At 69.1% G+C, this 16,120-nt stretch carries 15 protein-coding genes; 9 read left to right on the top strand and 6 right to left on the bottom strand.

Annotation, left to right across the window (positions count from 1 at the left end):
- The first annotated feature begins 53 nt into the window (after positions 1 to 53).
- Positions 54 to 1,700 (top strand): ATP-binding protein, encoded by a 1,647-nt coding sequence (locus TSH58p_RS00105; protein WP_158282548.1) that lies wholly within the window; start codon positions 54 to 56, stop codon positions 1,698 to 1,700.
- Positions 1,697 to 2,323 (top strand): response regulator transcription factor, encoded by a 627-nt coding sequence (locus TSH58p_RS00110; protein WP_109067981.1) that lies wholly within the window; start codon positions 1,697 to 1,699, stop codon positions 2,321 to 2,323. Before TSH58p_RS00105 ends, TSH58p_RS00110 begins: the two co-directional genes overlap by 4 nt.
- Before the next feature lie 47 nt (positions 2,324 to 2,370).
- Here TSH58p_RS00110 and TSH58p_RS00115 read toward each other — a convergent pair whose 3' ends face one another.
- The 3 genes from TSH58p_RS00115 to exbB are packed head-to-tail and all read right to left on the bottom strand — an operon-like array spanning position 2,371 to position 4,581.
- Positions 2,371 to 3,216, bottom strand: coding sequence for an energy transducer TonB (locus TSH58p_RS00115; RefSeq protein WP_109067982.1), 846 nt, complete (start codon positions 3,214 to 3,216; stop codon positions 2,371 to 2,373).
- Entirely contained in the window at positions 3,213 to 3,635 is a 423-nt protein-coding gene (gene exbD / locus TSH58p_RS00120) for a TonB system transport protein ExbD (protein ID WP_094304509.1), read from the bottom strand. Before exbD ends, TSH58p_RS00115 begins: the two co-directional genes overlap by 4 nt.
- A 4-nt stretch (positions 3,636 to 3,639) precedes the next feature.
- The gene (gene exbB / locus TSH58p_RS00125; RefSeq protein ID WP_247873816.1) at positions 3,640 to 4,581 is read right to left on the bottom strand and encodes a tonB-system energizer ExbB; all 942 of its coding nucleotides are present in this window, start codon (positions 4,579 to 4,581) and stop codon (positions 3,640 to 3,642) included.
- Positions 4,582 to 4,735: 154 nt separating this feature from the next.
- Between exbB and TSH58p_RS00130 the strand changes: the two genes are divergently transcribed.
- Positions 4,736 to 4,996: a hypothetical protein gene (locus TSH58p_RS00130; protein ID WP_109067983.1), complete on the top strand. Its 261-nt coding sequence runs from the start codon at positions 4,736 to 4,738 to the stop codon at positions 4,994 to 4,996.
- Positions 4,997 to 5,020: 24 nt separating this feature from the next.
- Here the strand turns inward: TSH58p_RS00130 and TSH58p_RS00135 are convergent, their stop codons facing one another.
- The 3 genes from TSH58p_RS00135 to TSH58p_RS00145 all read right to left on the bottom strand — a co-directional run bounded on the left by TSH58p_RS00135 (position 5,021) and on the right by TSH58p_RS00145 (position 8,058).
- Complete coding sequence (locus TSH58p_RS00135; protein ID WP_109067984.1) at positions 5,021 to 5,842, bottom strand: hypothetical protein; 822 nt, start codon at positions 5,840 to 5,842, stop codon at positions 5,021 to 5,023.
- Between the two features lie 74 nt (positions 5,843 to 5,916).
- Positions 5,917 to 6,273 (bottom strand): Lin0512 family protein, encoded by a 357-nt coding sequence (locus TSH58p_RS00140; protein WP_014241764.1) that lies wholly within the window; start codon positions 6,271 to 6,273, stop codon positions 5,917 to 5,919.
- A gap of 126 nt (positions 6,274 to 6,399) precedes the next feature.
- A complete protein-coding gene (locus TSH58p_RS00145) occupies positions 6,400 to 8,058 on the bottom strand; it encodes a reprolysin-like metallopeptidase (protein ID WP_247873817.1) in 1,659 nt (552 codons plus the stop codon).
- 669 nt (positions 8,059 to 8,727) lie between these two features.
- On the opposite strand from TSH58p_RS00145, the gene TSH58p_RS34635 reads away from it, so the two are divergent.
- The 6 genes from TSH58p_RS34635 to TSH58p_RS00180 all read left to right on the top strand — a co-directional run bounded on the left by TSH58p_RS34635 (position 8,728) and on the right by TSH58p_RS00180 (position 15,981).
- Positions 8,728 to 9,261 (top strand): septal ring lytic transglycosylase RlpA family protein, encoded by a 534-nt coding sequence (locus TSH58p_RS34635; protein WP_247873818.1) that lies wholly within the window; start codon positions 8,728 to 8,730, stop codon positions 9,259 to 9,261.
- A gap of 134 nt (positions 9,262 to 9,395) precedes the next feature.
- Positions 9,396 to 9,806, top strand: a complete 411-nt coding sequence (locus TSH58p_RS00155; protein ID WP_109067986.1) for a hypothetical protein — start codon at positions 9,396 to 9,398, stop codon at positions 9,804 to 9,806.
- 134 nt (positions 9,807 to 9,940) lie between these two features.
- The gene (locus TSH58p_RS00160; protein WP_109067987.1) at positions 9,941 to 11,650 is read left to right on the top strand and encodes a sensor histidine kinase; all 1,710 of its coding nucleotides are present in this window, start codon (positions 9,941 to 9,943) and stop codon (positions 11,648 to 11,650) included.
- The gene (gene btsR / locus TSH58p_RS00165) at positions 11,647 to 12,366 is read left to right on the top strand and encodes a two-component system response regulator BtsR (protein ID WP_109067988.1); all 720 of its coding nucleotides are present in this window, start codon (positions 11,647 to 11,649) and stop codon (positions 12,364 to 12,366) included. Before TSH58p_RS00160 ends, btsR begins: the two co-directional genes overlap by 4 nt.
- A gap of 321 nt (positions 12,367 to 12,687) precedes the next feature.
- Positions 12,688 to 14,499 (top strand): carbon starvation protein A, encoded by a 1,812-nt coding sequence (locus TSH58p_RS00175; RefSeq protein WP_109067990.1) that lies wholly within the window; start codon positions 12,688 to 12,690, stop codon positions 14,497 to 14,499.
- A 228-nt stretch (positions 14,500 to 14,727) separates the two neighbouring features.
- The gene (locus tag TSH58p_RS00180) at positions 14,728 to 15,981 is read left to right on the top strand and encodes an MFS transporter (RefSeq protein ID WP_109067991.1); all 1,254 of its coding nucleotides are present in this window, start codon (positions 14,728 to 14,730) and stop codon (positions 15,979 to 15,981) included.
- Positions 15,982 to 16,120: the final 139 nt, after the last annotated feature.

Raw genomic sequence — 16,120 nt, forward strand, 5'->3', positions numbered from 1 at the left:
GTGCCCGTCCACCCGCGCCGTTTCGCTCGTGCAGCCTGAAAGAACGCCTTGAGATGCCTTTTCCGCCCGCCAGCCGTGCATCGGGAGCGCCGGCCATCCTGACCGGCCGGGACATGGTCCTGCTGTCCCTTGCCTTCCTGGCGGCCTATCTGCCCATCGACTGGCTGACCTTCATCCACCCGCGCCCGAGCCTCAACATCACGCCATGGAACCCGCCGGCCGGACTCTACATGGCGCTTCTGCTGTGGACCGGGGCGCGCGGCCTGCCGATGGTCTACGCCACGCTGATCCTCGCCGATCTGGTGGTGCGGGGGCATCCCGCCTCGGTCTCCTCGCTGCTGCTCTCGAACCTCGCCATCGTCGCCGGGTACGGGGCAGCCGCCCATGTCCTGCGCCACCGGGTGGCGATCGGCCTGGCGTTGAACCGGGTGCGCGATGTCGGCTGGCTGGTCGGCGTCACCTTCCTGAGCGCCGCCGTCGTGGCGCCCGTCTTCGTCGGCGTGTTCGTCCTGGACGGGGCCTTGCCCGCCGCCGACCTGCCGACGCTGGCGTTCCAATACTGGCTGGGCGACGCCATCGGCATCGCCGTGGTCACGCCCTTCGTCCTCCTCCTGCACCGGCCGGACAAGACGCCCGCCTGGAGCGTGCCGAAGACGCCCACCGCCGCGCAGACGGCCGCCATCGCCGCGGCGCTCCTGCTGGTCTTCCTGCCCATCGGCGACGGCCAGTTCAATCTGTTCTACGTGCTGTTCCTGCCCCTCGTCTGGGTGGCCGTGTCGCATGGCCTGCCGGGCGCGGTGCTGGCGGCGCTGGCCATTCAGAGCGGCCTGATCGCCGGGCTGCAGGCGATCGGCCTTCCCCTGGGCGCGGTGGTCTATCACCAGACGCTGATGCTGGCCCTGGCCATCACCGCCCTGTTCCTCGGCGCTCTCGTCAGCGAGCGGCGCGAGGTCGAGGCCCGGCTGCGCGAACACCAGGCCGAGCTGGCCCATCTCTCCCGCCTCACGGTGACCGGAGAGATGGCGTCCGCCCTGGCCCACGAGCTCAACCAGCCGCTGCTGGCCGCCATCAGCTACGCGCGGGCCGCCCAGCGCCTCCTGGAAGGCAACGACACGCCGCCGCGCGCCCACGACCTCATCGACAAGGCGGTGATCCAGGCGGAGCGCGCGGGCGAGGTCATCCGCGGGCTGCGCACCTTCCTGAGCAAGGGATCGCTTCAACTGGCGCCGGAGCCGGCCAGCGAGATCCTGCGCGAGACGCTGACGCTGGTGCGGGGGGACGCGGCCTACAACCGGGTCCAGCTTCGGGTGGACATGGCGGAGCCGCTTCCCCTCGTGCTGTGCGACCGCATCCAGATCGAGCAGGTCCTCCTGAACCTCGTGCACAACAGCATCGAGGCCATCGCCGCGGCCGACAGCCCGGTGCGCGAGGTCGTCCTGCGGGTCCGGGCCACGCCGCCGGACGGCCTGACCTTCGAGGTCGAGGACAGCGGCCCCGGCGTGTCGGCGGGCATGGTCGACCATCTGTATTCGCCGTTCGCCACCACGAAGCCGGCGGGCATGGGACTCGGCCTGCCCATCTGCCGCTCGATCGTCGAAAGCCACGGCGGCAGGCTGTGGCTCGGCCGCACCGGTGCGACCGGTTCCGTTTTCCAGGTCTTTCTGCCCGCAGCCCCGTCCCGACACCCGGCCGTCCCATGACCCAGACCCGTTATCCCTCCACCACCGAACCGACCGTCTTCATCATCGACGACGACGAGGCGGTCCGTGACGCGCTCTCCGTTCTGGTCGAGGTGGCCGGCCTGTCCGTGCGCACCTTCGTCAACGCGTTGGAATTCCTGCACCGCTACAGCCCGGAGCAGCCGGGTTGCGTGGTGGCCGACCTCCGCATGCCCTTCATGGACGGGCTGGAGCTTCAGGAGGAGCTGACCCGGCGCGGCTGCGGCCTGCCGGTCATCATCATCACCGCCCATGGCGAGGTGAGTTCCGCCGTCACCGCCTTCCGGTCCGGAGCGGTCGATTTCCTGGAAAAGCCGTTCGACGACGGCGTCTTCCTGCGCCGCATCCACGAGGCCCTGCAGCGCGACGCCCACCAGCGCCGGGACCGCTCCGCCGCGGAAACCGCCCTGGCGAAGCTGGCCCTTCTCAGCCCCCGCGAACGGGATGTGGCGGCGCTGATGGTGGAGGGCTGCGCCAACAAGGCCATCGCGATCCGCCTCGGGATCGGCGTCCGCACGGTGGAGACCCACCGGGCGAACATTCTCAGCAAGCTCGACATCCGGACGGTTCCGGAACTCATGCGCCTCTGGATGCACGCACCGTGACGCGCATCCCTTTCTCCTGCGCTTGAGCGGTCGAAGCGTGCACCGGGTCAGCGCAGGAAGTACTGAACCGGCACCACCAGCTCCATGCGGTCCTGCGCCACGTCCGGCGGCGGGGCCGGGAGCGGGGAGGCGCGTTCGACCAGCGCGATCGTCTCCTCGTCCAGCGCCTCGAAGCCGGAGCCCTTGTGCAGCCGCACCGCCAGCACCCGGCCCTGCCGGTCGAGCGTGATGTGGACCTGCGGGACACCCTGCTGGCGCCGCATCTGGGCGATGCGGGGGTAGCGCTTGTAGCGTTCCAGATGGCCGAGCACGGCGCCGTGCCAGGTGGGCAGCGCGTTGCTGTTGCGCGGCACCGGCGCCGCCTGGGCCGGGGCGCCCGAGGGCGGGGCGGCGGCGGGAGCGGCGTTGGCCGGGGCTTCCGTCACCGGCTTGGGCGGCGCCTGCGTCTGCGGGCGCGGCTTCGGCGGTTCGGCCTTGGGCTTCGGCTTGGGCTCTTCCTTGGGCTTGGGCTTCGGCTTGGGCGGCGGTTCCGGCAGGGCGACCTCCGCCGGCACGGGCGGGGGCGGCTCCGGGGCGATCTCGGGGATGGGCTCGGGTTCCGGCTCCGGCTCGATCACCGGTTCGGGCGGCAACTCCGGCTCCGGGAGCATCGATTCCAGGGTCGGCGGCGGCTCCGCGGCCGGCGTTTCCGGCATCGGCGGCAGGTCGAGCATCACCGCGGGCGGCATGGCCGGCGCCTCTTCCATCGCCACGTGCCAGGACAGGGCGGCGAGCGCCACGAGGGCGTGGGCGCCCAGCACGACCACCAGACTGCCGCCCCAGCGCGCCAGGGCGGGCGCCGTGCGCTCCCCGCCGTCCGGGAGGTCGTTGGGATCGAAGGTCGCCACGCTCATTTCGCGGCCGCGCCTTCCAGCCCGACCAGGGCGATCTTCAGATAGCCGGCGGCGCGCAGCGCGTTCATCACTTCGGTCAGCGCGCCGTAATCCACGCTGCGGTCGGCGCGCAGGAAGACGCGCGCGCCCTTGTCGCCGTTCGTCACCCCGTCCAGCGCCGCCGCCAGGGCTTCGCGGGCCACCGGCGTGTCGCCCACCGACAGGCTGTTGTCCGCCTGGATGGTCAGGAACAGCGGCTTGTCGGGCCGCGGCTGCGGCTGGGCGGTGGAGGCCGGCAGGTCCACCGGAACGTCCACGGTCGCCAGCGGGGCCGCCACCATGAAGATGATGAGCAGCACGAGCATCACGTCGATGAAGGGCGTGACGTTGATGTCGTGCGACTCGGTGAGATCGTCGCCGTCGTCGAGACGCGCCGCCATGGCCTTACTCCGCCGCCTTGGACACGGCGCGCGGCAGGGCGCGGCGGTCCATGTCGCGGCTCAGCAGCCGCAGCACCGCCGCCGAGGAGTCGCCGAGCTGGGCGCGGTAGCCGCCGATGGAGCGGGCGAAGCCGTTGTAGATCACCACCGCCGGAATGGCCGCGACGAGGCCGATGGCCGTCGCCAGCAGCGCTTCGGCGATGCCCGGCGCCACCACCGCGAGGTTGGTCGTCTGCGACTTGGCGATGCCGATGAAGCTCACCATGATGCCCCACACCGTGCCGAACAGCCCGACGAAGGGGGCCGTGGAACCGATGCTGGCGAGGATGCCGGTGCCGCGCATCATGCGCCGCCCCTCCGCCGCCTCGATCCGCTCCAGGCGGGAGGCCGCGCGCTCCTTCAGACCCTCCTGCGAGGGGGCGTCGGCGGACTGGTGCGCCTCGGCGATCACGGCGCGCAGGAAGGCGGTGGCCGGGGTCTTCTCGAAGCCGATGCTCTCCGCCGCCTGGGTCAGCGAGCGCGCCTGCTCCAGCGCCGCCAGGGAGGCCCGCGCCTTGCGCTTGGCCTTCGACAGTTCCAGCGACTTGGCGAGGAAGATGGTCCAGGTCGCCACCGAGGCCAGCGCCAGCCCGATCATCACCGCCTGCACCACCGGGCTCGCCGCCATGAACATGCCCCAGGGGGACAGGTCGTGCGGCAGGGTCGCCGTCGCGGCGGTCATGTGGTCCAGCCCGGCGGCCGCTCCAGCCGCGGCGTCCGGCGCGGCCAGCGGGGCCGCCAGCGTGTCGGCGGCGGGAGCCGCCATGGGCGTTGGCGCCGAAGCCGGTGCCGCGGGAGCACCGCCGTTGGTTGCGGGGACGCCCTGCGCCCAGCCAAGTCCGCTCGACAGGAAGGTGCCGGCGGCGGCCATCGCGGCGATGGAACGGGTGTGAAGCGCTGTGAGCATTGGCGGTTCAAACTTCTTTGCGGCTGACTTCCTTCCTGTATAGTGCGAACGACTCTCATTTGCACCCATAAAGTGCTATATTGCTGCTATGCGACAAATGGGCATCGCGGCGGTTGTTCACGGCGTGGAATGTGAACCGCAAGGGGAGAGTGCGATGCCCAACGTCCGGACCGTATCGGAACATGGCAGCTTCCGGCTCGTCGAACGGGACGGTCTCTACGCCGTGATCGAGGCGCGCAACGGCCAAGTCTACGGCCTTCATGGGGACGAGGGCGACCGTGCCGGCGCGCCGGACCGTCCGGACGCCGCCGAAGCCGTCGTCGCCCCCGGCGACTGGAGCGCCGAGGACGACGCCCGCCGCCGCTTCGAGGAGATGACCGCCCGCGGCGAGGACCTGGCCCGCAACATCTGGTGATCCGAAATCCGGTGACCGACGGGGTCAGAAGGCCTGGATCGCCTTAGAGGAGACCGTCCGCCACCGGGCGTCGGCGTCCTTCAGCATGGTCTGGATGTGGCCGATGTGGACCTGACCGTAGAGGATCAGGATGTTGCGGTCCGGCTCGGCCTTGATGGCCGCCACCACCTTGTCCTCGCGCAGGGTGGTCAGCGCGGCCGGCAGGGCCTCGCGCACCATGGAGCCCGACGCGGTGGTGGCCAGCATGATCCGGATGGCGGCCTGGACGCGCCGCTGCACCCAGCCCGGCAGTTTGCCGTACTCGTCGCGGAGTTGCGCCAGATCGATGGTCTCCGGATCGGCGTCGTCCGGGTCGTCGGGGGGCAGGGCGGCCAGCAGCTGCGACAGGGTGACGTCGACGTTGCGGGCGTCCGGCCCCGGCGGGCCGATCAGGGCGCGGTTGTCCTGAAGCACCAGCCCGTCGCCGAGCAGGCTCGCCATCATCTCATAGGGATGCTGCTTGCTGTCCGGATTCCAGTCCGCGCCCAGCCGGCGCAACACGTCGGCCACCCCGGCGGGGTTGGAGGCGTCGTCGGGACGGACCTCCTCGTAGAAGACCAGCCAGCCGTCCTGGCGCCGCTGGGCGATGTGCCGGGCGATGCCGCTGTAGAAATCCGGCTTGGCGACATGGACCATGCCCTGCATCTCCACCTGCCGCCGGCCGTCGCTCATCACGACTCGGGACAGTTCCAGCGGGATGTGGTCGGCGATCACCGGCAGGGCGGCCACCACCCCCACGGTCAGGGTGACAAGGCCGCCGGCCAGGATGCCGACGGCGATCAGGGCGGTTCGGAGCGCGCGCTTCATGCCCCGACGCTGGCACGAAAAAGCGGTGGGGGCAACCGCTCCGGACCCGAACGCCGATCCTGGGACCCCAAACCTCAGACACCGACCTCCACCGCGGCGTTGACGATGTAGATCATCTCGTTGCGGTCGTTCTTGTCGGCCAGGAAGATGCCGCTGGGCGCCAGCATGCCGCCGGACACCACGTTGAAGGAGACCTGCCCATAGGGGAAGACCGCCCGCACGGCCTCCAGGTCCAGACGGTCGGCGTCCGCGGGAACGGCGAGATGGACGCGGACCTGCATCCGGCTGGTGTCGCCGTCGACCAACGCCCGCATGCCAGGCATGGAGTTGCGCTCGATGGCGTTGCGCACGGCGCGCACGGCGGCCTTGGTCACGTCCTGCCCGTGCAGATCGGCGCCCATGCCGAGTTCGACGAACATCACCTGCTTCATGGTCGTGGGCCCCCCTTGTTCCTGTGCTCGCCTTGTTCCTGTGCTGGGCGATTCCGTCCGAGGATGCGTCAGGATCGACGCGGCGCGGCAGCCGGTCCGGCCATTTTTTCGGCCTGCGGAATGCGGTCAGCCGATCCGGAAGGCAAGGTAGCTGTCGGTTCCCACCTGTCCGGGCATGGCGAGCAGTCCGCCGGGCGTCTGTCCGCTGAAGGTCAGGCTGAGGTCGGTGCCGCCGTTGCCGTCCAGGTCGAGCCGTGCGGTGGCCCCCTGATAACCGGCGGCCCCCGCCAGATCCTCCCAGGTCAGTTTGGAGACGGCGTCGGTCCAGCCCCAGGCGATGGCCCATTCCCCCGGCTGCAGGTCGGTGACGGTGGACCATGTGACGCCGTCGCCCCGCCCGTCGATGTAGAAGGTGTCCGTGCCGGCTCCGCCGGTCAGGAAGTTGGAGCCCACGCCGCCGTCCAGCACATCGTCTCCGCCTCCGCCCTGCGCGGCGTCGCTGCCGCCGAGGAGATTCAGGAAGTCTCCCTGGGGGCTGCCGATGACCGCCTCGTCCGACGCCGTTCCCAGGAACTGGTTCCGCAGCCCGGCGACCGGGCCGGAGTATGGGGCCATCCGCACCTCGTAGCTGCGGGCGCCATCCTGAACGAGGGCCCGCTGGCCCGGTTCGGCGCGGGACAGGGCGCCGGCGGCCTCCTGCCGCGTGACGGTGCGGTCGGTGAAGACCAGGCGCTCGACGCCGCGCAACCGGTCGGTGCCGCCGGCCCCGGTGACGGTCAGGTCCGCTGGGCCTCCCAACGGATCGCCGGTCACGAAGGCGCTGGCGGAGGGGAAATCGTAGAAGGCCGTGTCGGTGCCGGTTCCGCCGTCGAGAAGGTCGTCGCCACCCCCACCGGCCAGCGTGTCGTCCCCCGCGGCACCCACCAGCGTGTCGGCGAAGGTCGAGCCGGTCAACCGGTCGCCAGCCGATCCCCCGATGACGGTCTCGATGCGGGTGCCGTAGCCGACGAAGAACTGGTTCTGGGCCAGGATCGAGGGGGCCTGCGCCGAGAACCAGCCCCAGCCTCCCGTCAGGTCGACAGCGACGGGAACGTCCACGCCCGCCGCGGACAGCGTGTCGTTGCCCCCGCCGTCCCAGATGTAGCGCCCGGGCGCCCCCGGCGTCAGGAGATACAGGTCGTCGCCCGGCCGCACGGTGGGGTTGGGGCCGTAGAGACGCTGGATCGCGGCGATGTCGTAGACGCCCAGCCCGCCGGGCCAGACGCCGTAATAGGACATGACCGTGTTGGTCCGGTTGTCCTCGGACGGGGGAAGGAAGGGCGGGGTGCCGCCGCCCGTGCCGTTGTAGTCGCCGGGATGCTTCAGGCCCAGCGCGTGACCGATCTCGTGAACGTAGGTCCGGTAACCGGCCGATTCGGGATCGAGGTAGATGTAGGAGCCCGCCGGGTTGGGGTAGTAGGCCATGCCGGAGGCGCCGAAGGCGTCCAACTGGCTCATGTGGAACTGGAGGTTGGCGGTCATCGGCGCCGCCGATTCCACGAAGGCGAGGTTGGCGACGGCGCTCCATTCCCCCATCGCCTGCATCGCCATGGCCCGCTGGCTGTCGTTGAGCGGTCGGAAGCCGGGCACGTAGCGGAGGCCGGCGTCCACCACCCAGCCGTAGGTCAGGCTGTAGGGCGCCGTCGTGGCGCCGTCCGGCGGCGCGCCCCAGCGGCGCCCGCTGTCGAAGGCGCGCAGGAACGGTGGGTCGCCCGGGCCGCCCGTCGCCCGGCGCGCCGTCTCCATCGCCGGAGGGGGAAAATCATCCTCGGAGCTTGACCGGCCATCGCCGACTCCGTCCCCAGTCTCGCCAGGGCCGAGAATCCGAAACCCACTCATGTTGGCGCGCTCCGTTTGGGTGGACCGGTGTTTCGCTAAATTCGTTCCAAACTTCGATGGTTTTTGGCGAAAACGATCTGCGTTCGTCTTTCAATCGGTCAGTATTTATGACGAACGGCGAGGCGGCGTTCAATGGATCAGACGGCACTCGCAAATCCGGAAGAGGGAATTTTCTCTACGGATTTTCAGTGCTTTGCGGAGCCGTGGGGAATTTTCTCCCGTATCTTCGCGGGGGCGGGATGGCGCTCCGGTCTGTCGTGAGGAGGATTGGCAAGATTTCAGGAAACGCCTTGAGAACAGTACCTGCAAATGAAAATCCCGATCCTCTCCGCGTTTCCCATGATAAGAGGAAAATAAAATCGTTAAAGAATATTAAGACGCAATCCTGTCACAGCATAACGATGGTTTCGTGGATTGACAGGGTGGAGAGATTCCGCAACCGTTGCCGCAGAACAACAACGGGGGAGAAAAAGAGTGCGGTATGGCTGTGTAGCGCTCGCTATCTGTGCTGTTTCTGTTGGGGCATGCTCGACCGGTGCACAGATCGCCTCCGTCCCGCCAGTGCCGCAGGACCCGGTGCCGCAGGAGGTCGCGTTCGAAGAAACACTGGCGCCGGTCGTTCCGGACATCGAACCGGTCTATGTTCACAAGGGAAAAGCGTCCTATTACGCCGATTTCTTCCACGGCCGGACCACGGCATCGGGGGAGCGCTTCAGCCAGAACCGGCTGACCGCGGCGTCCCGCCGACTTCCGCTGGGCAGCCGGGTGACGGTGACCAACGCCGACAACGGGCGCAGCGTCGAGGTCGTGATCAACGACCGCGGCCCCTACGTGAAGGGGCGGGTGATCGACCTGTCCCGGAAGGCCGCCAGCGAACTGGGCATGATCGAGGACGGCGTGGTGAACGTCCGCGTCGAAGCCCGGCCCTCCGACCAGCCGAACCGCTCCCTGCGGCACCGGCTGGAGCAGATGGTCGCCGCCCTGTACCCCGACCGCAAGCCCCTGTCCGAACCGCCGGTGACGGTCGCCGAGCGTCCGGAAACGGATTGGTCCGAACCGGATCTGGCCAACACGGACTTGGCCAACACGGATCTGGGCACCGCCGAATAGCGGGACCGCGTCCTCCCGACGCTTTCCGTCCGCCCAACACACGCAAGCTTCCGTCCAACGGGCGCGGCGCCGCGAAGGCCGCCGATGCGCGCCCGCGGGGGAGGGAGCCGTGCGCACAGAGGAGGTTTCAACCCATGCTGAAACTGGTGATCCGCGACACGCATCACGCCGCCGGCCTGTTCCTGGAGCAGGTGGACAACGTCCGCCAACTCATCGCCGAGCTGAAGGCGCTGAAGCGCGTTCCATCCGCCTCGCTTTATCTGGAAGGTCTGGCCGAGCGCTGCCTGCGGCGCGGCTGGACGGTGATCCCCGCCGATCCGCTGATCCGCGGTTGCACGTCGCGCACCCACATCGTCGAGCTGCATCTCGACCCCAACCAGCCGGGCGCGCCGTTCGTCGGCATCTACGAGCCGGGGGAGGACGGCACCCCCTGCCGGCGCCTGCACGATTCCCTGGAAGGGCTGGCGGGCCGCCTGCGCCTGCCGCCCGCCAACATGGGCGCCGCGCCGACGACGGTGGGGCAGGCGCCCGCGCTGGCCGCATAGCGCCGTCGCCTGAGGCCATGACGGCGGCCCGGAGACTCCGGGCGCATCCATTGATTGGAATCATACCGCGGCAGGACGGGCAGGGGTAGCCTGCGGGCCGGCAATCCCGCCGCCCGCTGCCCGTGCCCGCCCCCATGACCGTCGAGCATCTCAGCCTCGTCTTCCTGCTGCTCCAGCAGATGTGCGTGTATCTGGTCATCGCGTACATGCTGAGCCGGACGCCGCTGTTCCTTCCGGTGATGCACCTCACCGTGCGCTGGCCGCACAAGCTGGCCTGCTACGTCATCTTCTCCATGTTCTGCGTCATGGGGACCTATTTCGGGTTGCAGATCGACGATTCCATCGCCAACACCCGCGCCATCGGGGCCGTGCTGAGCGGCATCCTGGGCGGGCCGTCGGTGGGGCTGGCGGTCGGCTTCACGGGCGGGCTGCACCGCTACTCGCTGGGCGGCATGTCGGCGGTGGCCTGCGCCATCTCCACGGTGACGGAAGGGCTGATCGGCGGGCTGGTGCACCGCCATTTCGTCCGCCAGGGCCGCATCGAGCCGCTGTTCGATCCGCTGCGCGTCGGCGCCGTCACCCTCGTGGCCGAGGTCGCGCAGATGCTGATCATCCTGCTGGTGGCCAAGCCCTTCCCGGCGGCGGTCCATCTGGTGGAGGTGGTGGCGCTGCCGATGATCGTCGCCAACACGCTGGGGGCGGGGCTGTTCATGCGCATCCTGATGGACCGCCGCGCCCTGATCGACAAGCAGTCCAGCGCCTTCTCCGCCAAGGCGCTGAAGATCGCCGCGCGGGCCGACGGCGTGCTGCGCCAGGGCTTCAACGAAGAGAACAGCATGCGGGTCGCCCGCATCATCTACGAGGAGACGGACGTCGGCGCGGTCGCCATCACCGACCGGGACAAGCTGCTGGCCTTCATCGGCGTCGGCGACGACCATCATCTGCCGGGCACGCCGATCACCTCGCCCCAGACCTATCAGGCCATCGCCAACAACCAGGTGCTCTACGCCGACGGCAATCTGGTGTCCTACAAATGCTCGATCCACCCGAACTGCCGGCTGGGCGCCTCGCTGGTGATCCCGCTGGTCGGGGAGGACGACCGGGTGATCGGCACCGTGAAGCTGTACGAGCCGAAGACCAAGCTGTTCTCCACCATCAACCGCACGCTGGGGGAGGGCATCGCCCGGCTGCTGTCCAGCCAGATCCTCGCCGGGCGCTACGAGCAGCAGAAGGCGCTGCTCGCCCAGTCGGAGATCAAGCTGCTGCACGCGCAGGTCAACCCGCATTTCCTGTTCAACGCGCTGAACACCATCTCCGCGGTCATCCGCAACGACCCGGAGCGGGCGCGCCAGCTCGTGCAGAGCCTGTCGGTCTTCTTCCGCAAGAACCTGAAGCGCCCCAGCCAGGAGGCCACGGTGGCCGACGAGGTGGAGCATGTCAGCGCCTATCTCCAGATCGAGCTGGCGCGCTTCACCGGGCGCCTGTCGGTGGAGATCGACGTGCCCGACGCGCTGCGCCACGCCCGGCTGCCGGCCTTCCTGCTCCAGCCGCTGGTCGAGAACGCCATCAAGCACGGCACCTCGCAACTCCTCGGCCCCGGCCACGTCCGCATCGCGGCGCGGCGGGAGGGCGGCGACCTGCTGCTGGCGGTGGAGGACAACGCCGGCCTCTACGAGGAAAAGCCGGGTGGCGACGGGCTGGGCATGTCCATCGTGGACCGCCGCGTCCGCAACCGCTTCGGCAACGGTTACGGGGTGGACGTCGTCTGCGAGGCCGACGTCCTCACCCGCATCACCCTGCGCCTTCCCCTGGACATTCCTGCCGTCGCGGAGACCGCGCCATGATGACCGTCCTGATCGTGGACGACGAGCCGCTGGCCCGCGAGGAGCTGCGGCGCCTTCTGGAGGAGTTCCCCGACCTCCAGGTCGCCGGGGAATGCGCCAACGCCATCGAGGCCATCGGCGCCATCAACCGCCAGCCCCCCGACGTGGTCTTCCTGGACATCCAGATGCCGCGGGTCAGCGGTCTGGAGATGCTGAGCATGCTCGACCCCGAGCGGATGCCCCGCATCGTCTTCCTGACCGCCCACGACGAATACGCCGTCCAGGCCTTCGAGGAGCACGCCTTCGACTATCTGCTGAAGCCGGCGGACCCGGCCCGGCTGGCCAAGACGCTGCAACGGCTGCGCCGCGAGCGGGCGCCGCAGGATCTCGCCGTTCTGAAGGGCGCCGCCCCGCTGCGGCTGATCCCCTGCACCGGCCACAACCGCATCTCGCTGCTGAAGCTGGACGAGGTGGAATGCGTGGCCTCCAAGGCCAGCGGCGTCTTCGTCGTCGGAGCGGACGGCGAGGAGCGCTTCACCGAATTGACCCTGTTGACCTTGCAGGAGCGCACCCCGCTGGTGCGTTGCCACCGGCAATATCTGGTCAACCCCGACCGCATCCGGGAAATCCGCCTGATCGACAACGGTCTGGCGGAAATCCAGACTCTGGGCGGCCAGAGCATCCCGGTCAGCCGCCGCTTCCTCGGCCCGCTTAAGGAACGGCTGGGCATCGGGTGAGTCATCAAAGTCTCCTCTCCCCTCCGCTCACGCGCAAACTTCGTTTGCGCTGACGCGACAGGCGGACCTTCGGTCCGCCGAGAGCGGGGAGAGGGTTAGGGTGAGGGGGTTGCGCTTGTGCCGGACATACCGCCATGCGCAACCCCCTCACCGGCCCTTCGGGCCACCCTCTCCCCGGAGGGGGGAGGGTTAAGAAGCCCCCCGCCGCTCACCCCCGCATTCCGACCGTTCGCCACGCCATGGCGCCGCTCCGGGGAGGGCACCACACGGAGGATGAAACCGCTCATACAGTGACGGCAGTTCCTTCCAAGGAGAGCTGTCATGGATCACGCCCTAACATTTGTGATCGCGACACTCTGCATCCTCGCCCTCTGCTACCGCTTCTACGGCGTGTTCTTTGTGCGCAAGGTGCTCCGTGCCGATGATTCCGAGGTGACGCCGTCCCACATCCTGGCCGACGGGCGAAACTATGTTCCCACCAAGAAGTGGGTGAACGCCGGCCAGCATTTCGCGGCGATCGCCGCCGCCGGCCCGCTGGTCGGCCCCGTGCTGGCCGCGCAGTTCGGCTATCTGCCGAGCTTCCTGTGGCTGCTGATCGGCTGCGTCATCGGCGGCGCGGTGCACGACACGGTCGTGCTGTTCGCCTCGATGAAGCACAAGGGCCAGTCCCTGTCGGAGGTCGCCAAGGCCGAACTCGGCCCGGTCGCCGGCTGGTGCACCGGTCTGGCGATGCTGTTCATCATCACCATCACCATGGCCGGCCTGTCGATGGTCGTCGTCCATGCGCTGGAGCGCAACGCCTGGGGCGCCTTCGCGGTCTTCATGACGATCCCGATCGCCGTGGCGCTCGGCCTCTACGAGAAGATCACCGGTTCGTCCAAGGGCGCCACGCAGGTCGGCATCGCCGCCATCGCCGCCTCCGTCTTCGCCGGCCCCTACATCCAGGGCACGGTCCTGGGAAGCTGGCTGACGCTGCACGCCGAGACGGTCGCGCTGATCCTGCCGATCTACGCCTTCTTCGCCACGGCCCTGCCGGTGTGGATGCTGCTGACCCCGCGCGGCTACCTGTCGAGCTTCATGAAGATCGGCGTGTTCGGCGCGCTCGTCGTCGGCGTCGTCTTCATCAACCCGGAAATCCGCTTCCCCGCGCTCACCGACTTCATCCATGGCGGCGGCCCGGTGCTGGCCGGCCCGGTGTGGCCGTTCATCTCGATCACCATCGCCTGCGGTGCCATCTCCGGCTTCCACGCCTTCATCGGCTCGGGCACCACGCCGAAGCTGATCGACAAATGGAGCGACATCCGCACCGTGGCCTTCGGCGGCATGCTGGCGGAATGCGTGGTCGGCGTCATGGCGCTGATCGCCGCCACCTCCCTGCACCCGGCCGACTATTTCGCCATCAACTCCTCGCCCGCCGCCTTCCAGGCCCTGAACATGCAGGTCGTCGATCTGCCGCGGCTCAGCCAGGAAATCGGCCTCGACCTCTACGGCCGCACCGGCGGCGCGGTGACGCTCGCCGTCGGCATGACGGAAATCTTCACCCGCATCCCGTGGTTCGGCACGCTGGCCTCCTACTTCTTCCAGTTCGTCGTGATGTTCGAGGCGGTGTTCATCCTGACCGCCGTGGACAGCGGCACCCGCGTGGCCCGCTATCTGATCCAGGACCTGGGCGGCGACCTCTATGCCCCGCTGAAGCGTCTCGACTGGGTCCCCGGTTCGATCGCCGCGAGCGTGCTGGCCTGCGTGGCCTGGGGCTACCTGCTGACGTCGGGCGACATCAACTCGGTGTGGGCGCTGTTCGGGGTGTCGAACCAGCTCATGGCCTCGGTCGGCCTGATCATCGGCGCCACGATCATCCTGCGCCTGGGGCAGAAGCGGGTCTACATGCTGACCTGCCTGGTCCCGCTGGCCTACCTGTTCGTGACGGTGAACTACGCCGGCTACTGGATGATCACCAACGTCTATCTGAACCCGCTGGCCAAGGGCCACAACGTCTTCAACGCCGGCATCTCGATCATCATGCTGTCGCTCGGCTTCGTGATCCTGATCGCCGCGCTGAAGAAGTGGAAGGAACTCCTGCGCATCCGCAAGGACACCCTGCCTGAGACGCTGATCGCCACCCCGGCTGAATAATCCGGCACCGGGCAGACCGCCCAAGGACGATCAAGCGCTCAACCGGAAGAGGTATCGCTGCTCCCCCAGCGGTACCTCTTCTGCATTCCTGTGGAATGGCTGGGACGCCACCGAATCCGCGAATTACAAGGGTTGATTCGCCATCGGGCGGGTGCCATCCAAGGGCCGGCGCCGTGGCCTCCGGGCTGCGGCGCCGGTTTTTCGTGGATGGAACAGGTGGTCGGACACATGCCGCAGGTTGCACGGTCGGTACTTTCGCTCCTGCTCGGGGTCGCTTTCCTGATGCTGGGCAACGGCGCGCTCAGCACGCTCATCGGCCTGCGGCTGGCCGGCACGGACTCCGGCGCGGTCGCGGTGGGCCTGATCACCGCGGCCTTCTACACGGGGCTGACCGGCGGCTCGCTGTTCGCCCACCGGGTGATCACGCGGGTCGGCCACATCCGCGCCTTCGCCGCCTTCGCCTCCGTCCTGTCGGCGGCGGCGCTGTCGCACGCCCTGTTCGCCTCGGTGCCGCTGTGGACCGTGCTGCGGCTGGCCGAGGGCTTCTGCATGGCCGGCCTCTACATCTGCATCGAAAGCTGGCTCAACGGTACCGCCAACAACGAGACGCGCGGGCAGATCCTGTCCTTCTACATGGTCACGCTCTACGCCGCCTCGGCGGTGGGCCAGCAGCTGTTGCAGCTGGACGACGAGGCGGGCGTGCGCATCTTCATGCTGATCGCCATCCTGCTGACGCTCGCCCTGGTGCCGGTCGCCTTGACGCGGACCACCCCGCCGACCCTGCCCAATGTGGAATCCTACGGCCTGCGGCGGCTGTACGAGGCGTCGCCGCTGGGCGTCGTCGGCGTCTTCATCAGCGGGACGGTGACCGGCTCCATCTACGGCCTCGCCCCGGTGTTCGGCGCGGCCTCCGGCTTCGGGGTGTCGGGGACGGCGCTGTTCATGAGCACCCTGATCCTGGGCGGCGTGGCGCTGCAATGGCCGCTGGGGCGGCTGTCCGACCGCTTCGACCGGCGCGCCGTCATCATCGGCCTGTCGGCGGCGCTGGCGCTGGTCAGCGTCGGCATGATCCTGGCGGAGGGGAGCGGGCGGCAGGAGACCTTGCTGCTGGTGGCGCCGTTCTTCGGCGGGCTGGCCTTCACGCTCTACCCGGTCTGCGCCGCCCACACCAACGACCACGCCGGACCGGACAATGTGGTGTCGGTCAGCGGCGGTTTGATCCTCGCCAACTCGGTGGGGGCGATCATCGGGCCGCCGCTGGCCTCCGCCGCCATGGGCTTCGCCGGGCCGGAGGCGCTGTTCGGCTTCATCGCGGCGGGGGCGGGGTCGGCGACGCTCTACGGTCTGTGGCGCACGCGCATGCGCCCGCCGCCGCCCGCCGAGGCGCAGGCGAGCTTCCGCCCGCTGCCCCAGACGACGCCGACCGTCACCCCGCTCGACCCGCTGGGCCCGCCCCGGCCGGAGCCGGCGGCGGGGGATTGAAGGGATTTGCGGTGTGAAGCCCTCTCTCCCCTGGGGAGAGGGTTTGGGTGAGGGGGATTTACGCCCGACAGGGCGGAGGAAAACTATCGATCAGCGACGCGGATCGCCTTCGGCGCCCCCTCATCCTGACCTTCTCCCC

Source organism: Azospirillum sp. TSH58, assembly GCF_003119115.1.
In the GTDB taxonomy this organism is placed as follows: domain Bacteria; phylum Pseudomonadota; class Alphaproteobacteria; order Azospirillales; family Azospirillaceae; genus Azospirillum.

What these genes read in the sequence shown, in the direction of transcription:
- TSH58p_RS00105 (WP_158282548.1), top strand. Translation starts at nt 54, where the DNA reads ATGCCTTTTCCGCCCGCCAGCCGTGCATCGGGAGCGCCGGCCATCCTG.
- TSH58p_RS00110 (WP_109067981.1), top strand. Translation starts at nt 1,697, where the DNA reads ATGACCCAGACCCGTTATCCCTCCACCACCGAACCGACCGTCTTCATC.
- TSH58p_RS00115 (WP_109067982.1), bottom strand. Translation starts at nt 3,216, where the DNA reads ATGAGCGTGGCGACCTTCGATCCCAACGACCTCCCGGACGGCGGGGAG.
- exbD (WP_094304509.1), bottom strand. Translation starts at nt 3,635, where the DNA reads ATGGCGGCGCGTCTCGACGACGGCGACGATCTCACCGAGTCGCACGAC.
- exbB (WP_247873816.1), bottom strand. Translation starts at nt 4,581, where the DNA reads ATGCTCACAGCGCTTCACACCCGTTCCATCGCCGCGATGGCCGCCGCC.
- TSH58p_RS00130 (WP_109067983.1), top strand. Translation starts at nt 4,736, where the DNA reads ATGCCCAACGTCCGGACCGTATCGGAACATGGCAGCTTCCGGCTCGTC.
- TSH58p_RS00135 (WP_109067984.1), bottom strand. Translation starts at nt 5,842, where the DNA reads ATGAAGCGCGCGCTCCGAACCGCCCTGATCGCCGTCGGCATCCTGGCC.
- TSH58p_RS00140 (WP_014241764.1), bottom strand. Translation starts at nt 6,273, where the DNA reads ATGAAGCAGGTGATGTTCGTCGAACTCGGCATGGGCGCCGATCTGCAC.
- TSH58p_RS00145 (WP_247873817.1), bottom strand. Translation starts at nt 8,058, where the DNA reads ATGGAGACGGCGCGCCGGGCGACGGGCGGCCCGGGCGACCCACCGTTC.
- TSH58p_RS00155 (WP_109067986.1), top strand. Translation starts at nt 9,396, where the DNA reads ATGCTGAAACTGGTGATCCGCGACACGCATCACGCCGCCGGCCTGTTC.
- TSH58p_RS00160 (WP_109067987.1), top strand. Translation starts at nt 9,941, where the DNA reads ATGACCGTCGAGCATCTCAGCCTCGTCTTCCTGCTGCTCCAGCAGATG.
- btsR (WP_109067988.1), top strand. Translation starts at nt 11,647, where the DNA reads ATGATGACCGTCCTGATCGTGGACGACGAGCCGCTGGCCCGCGAGGAG.
- TSH58p_RS00175 (WP_109067990.1), top strand. Translation starts at nt 12,688, where the DNA reads ATGGATCACGCCCTAACATTTGTGATCGCGACACTCTGCATCCTCGCC.
- TSH58p_RS00180 (WP_109067991.1), top strand. Translation starts at nt 14,728, where the DNA reads ATGCCGCAGGTTGCACGGTCGGTACTTTCGCTCCTGCTCGGGGTCGCT.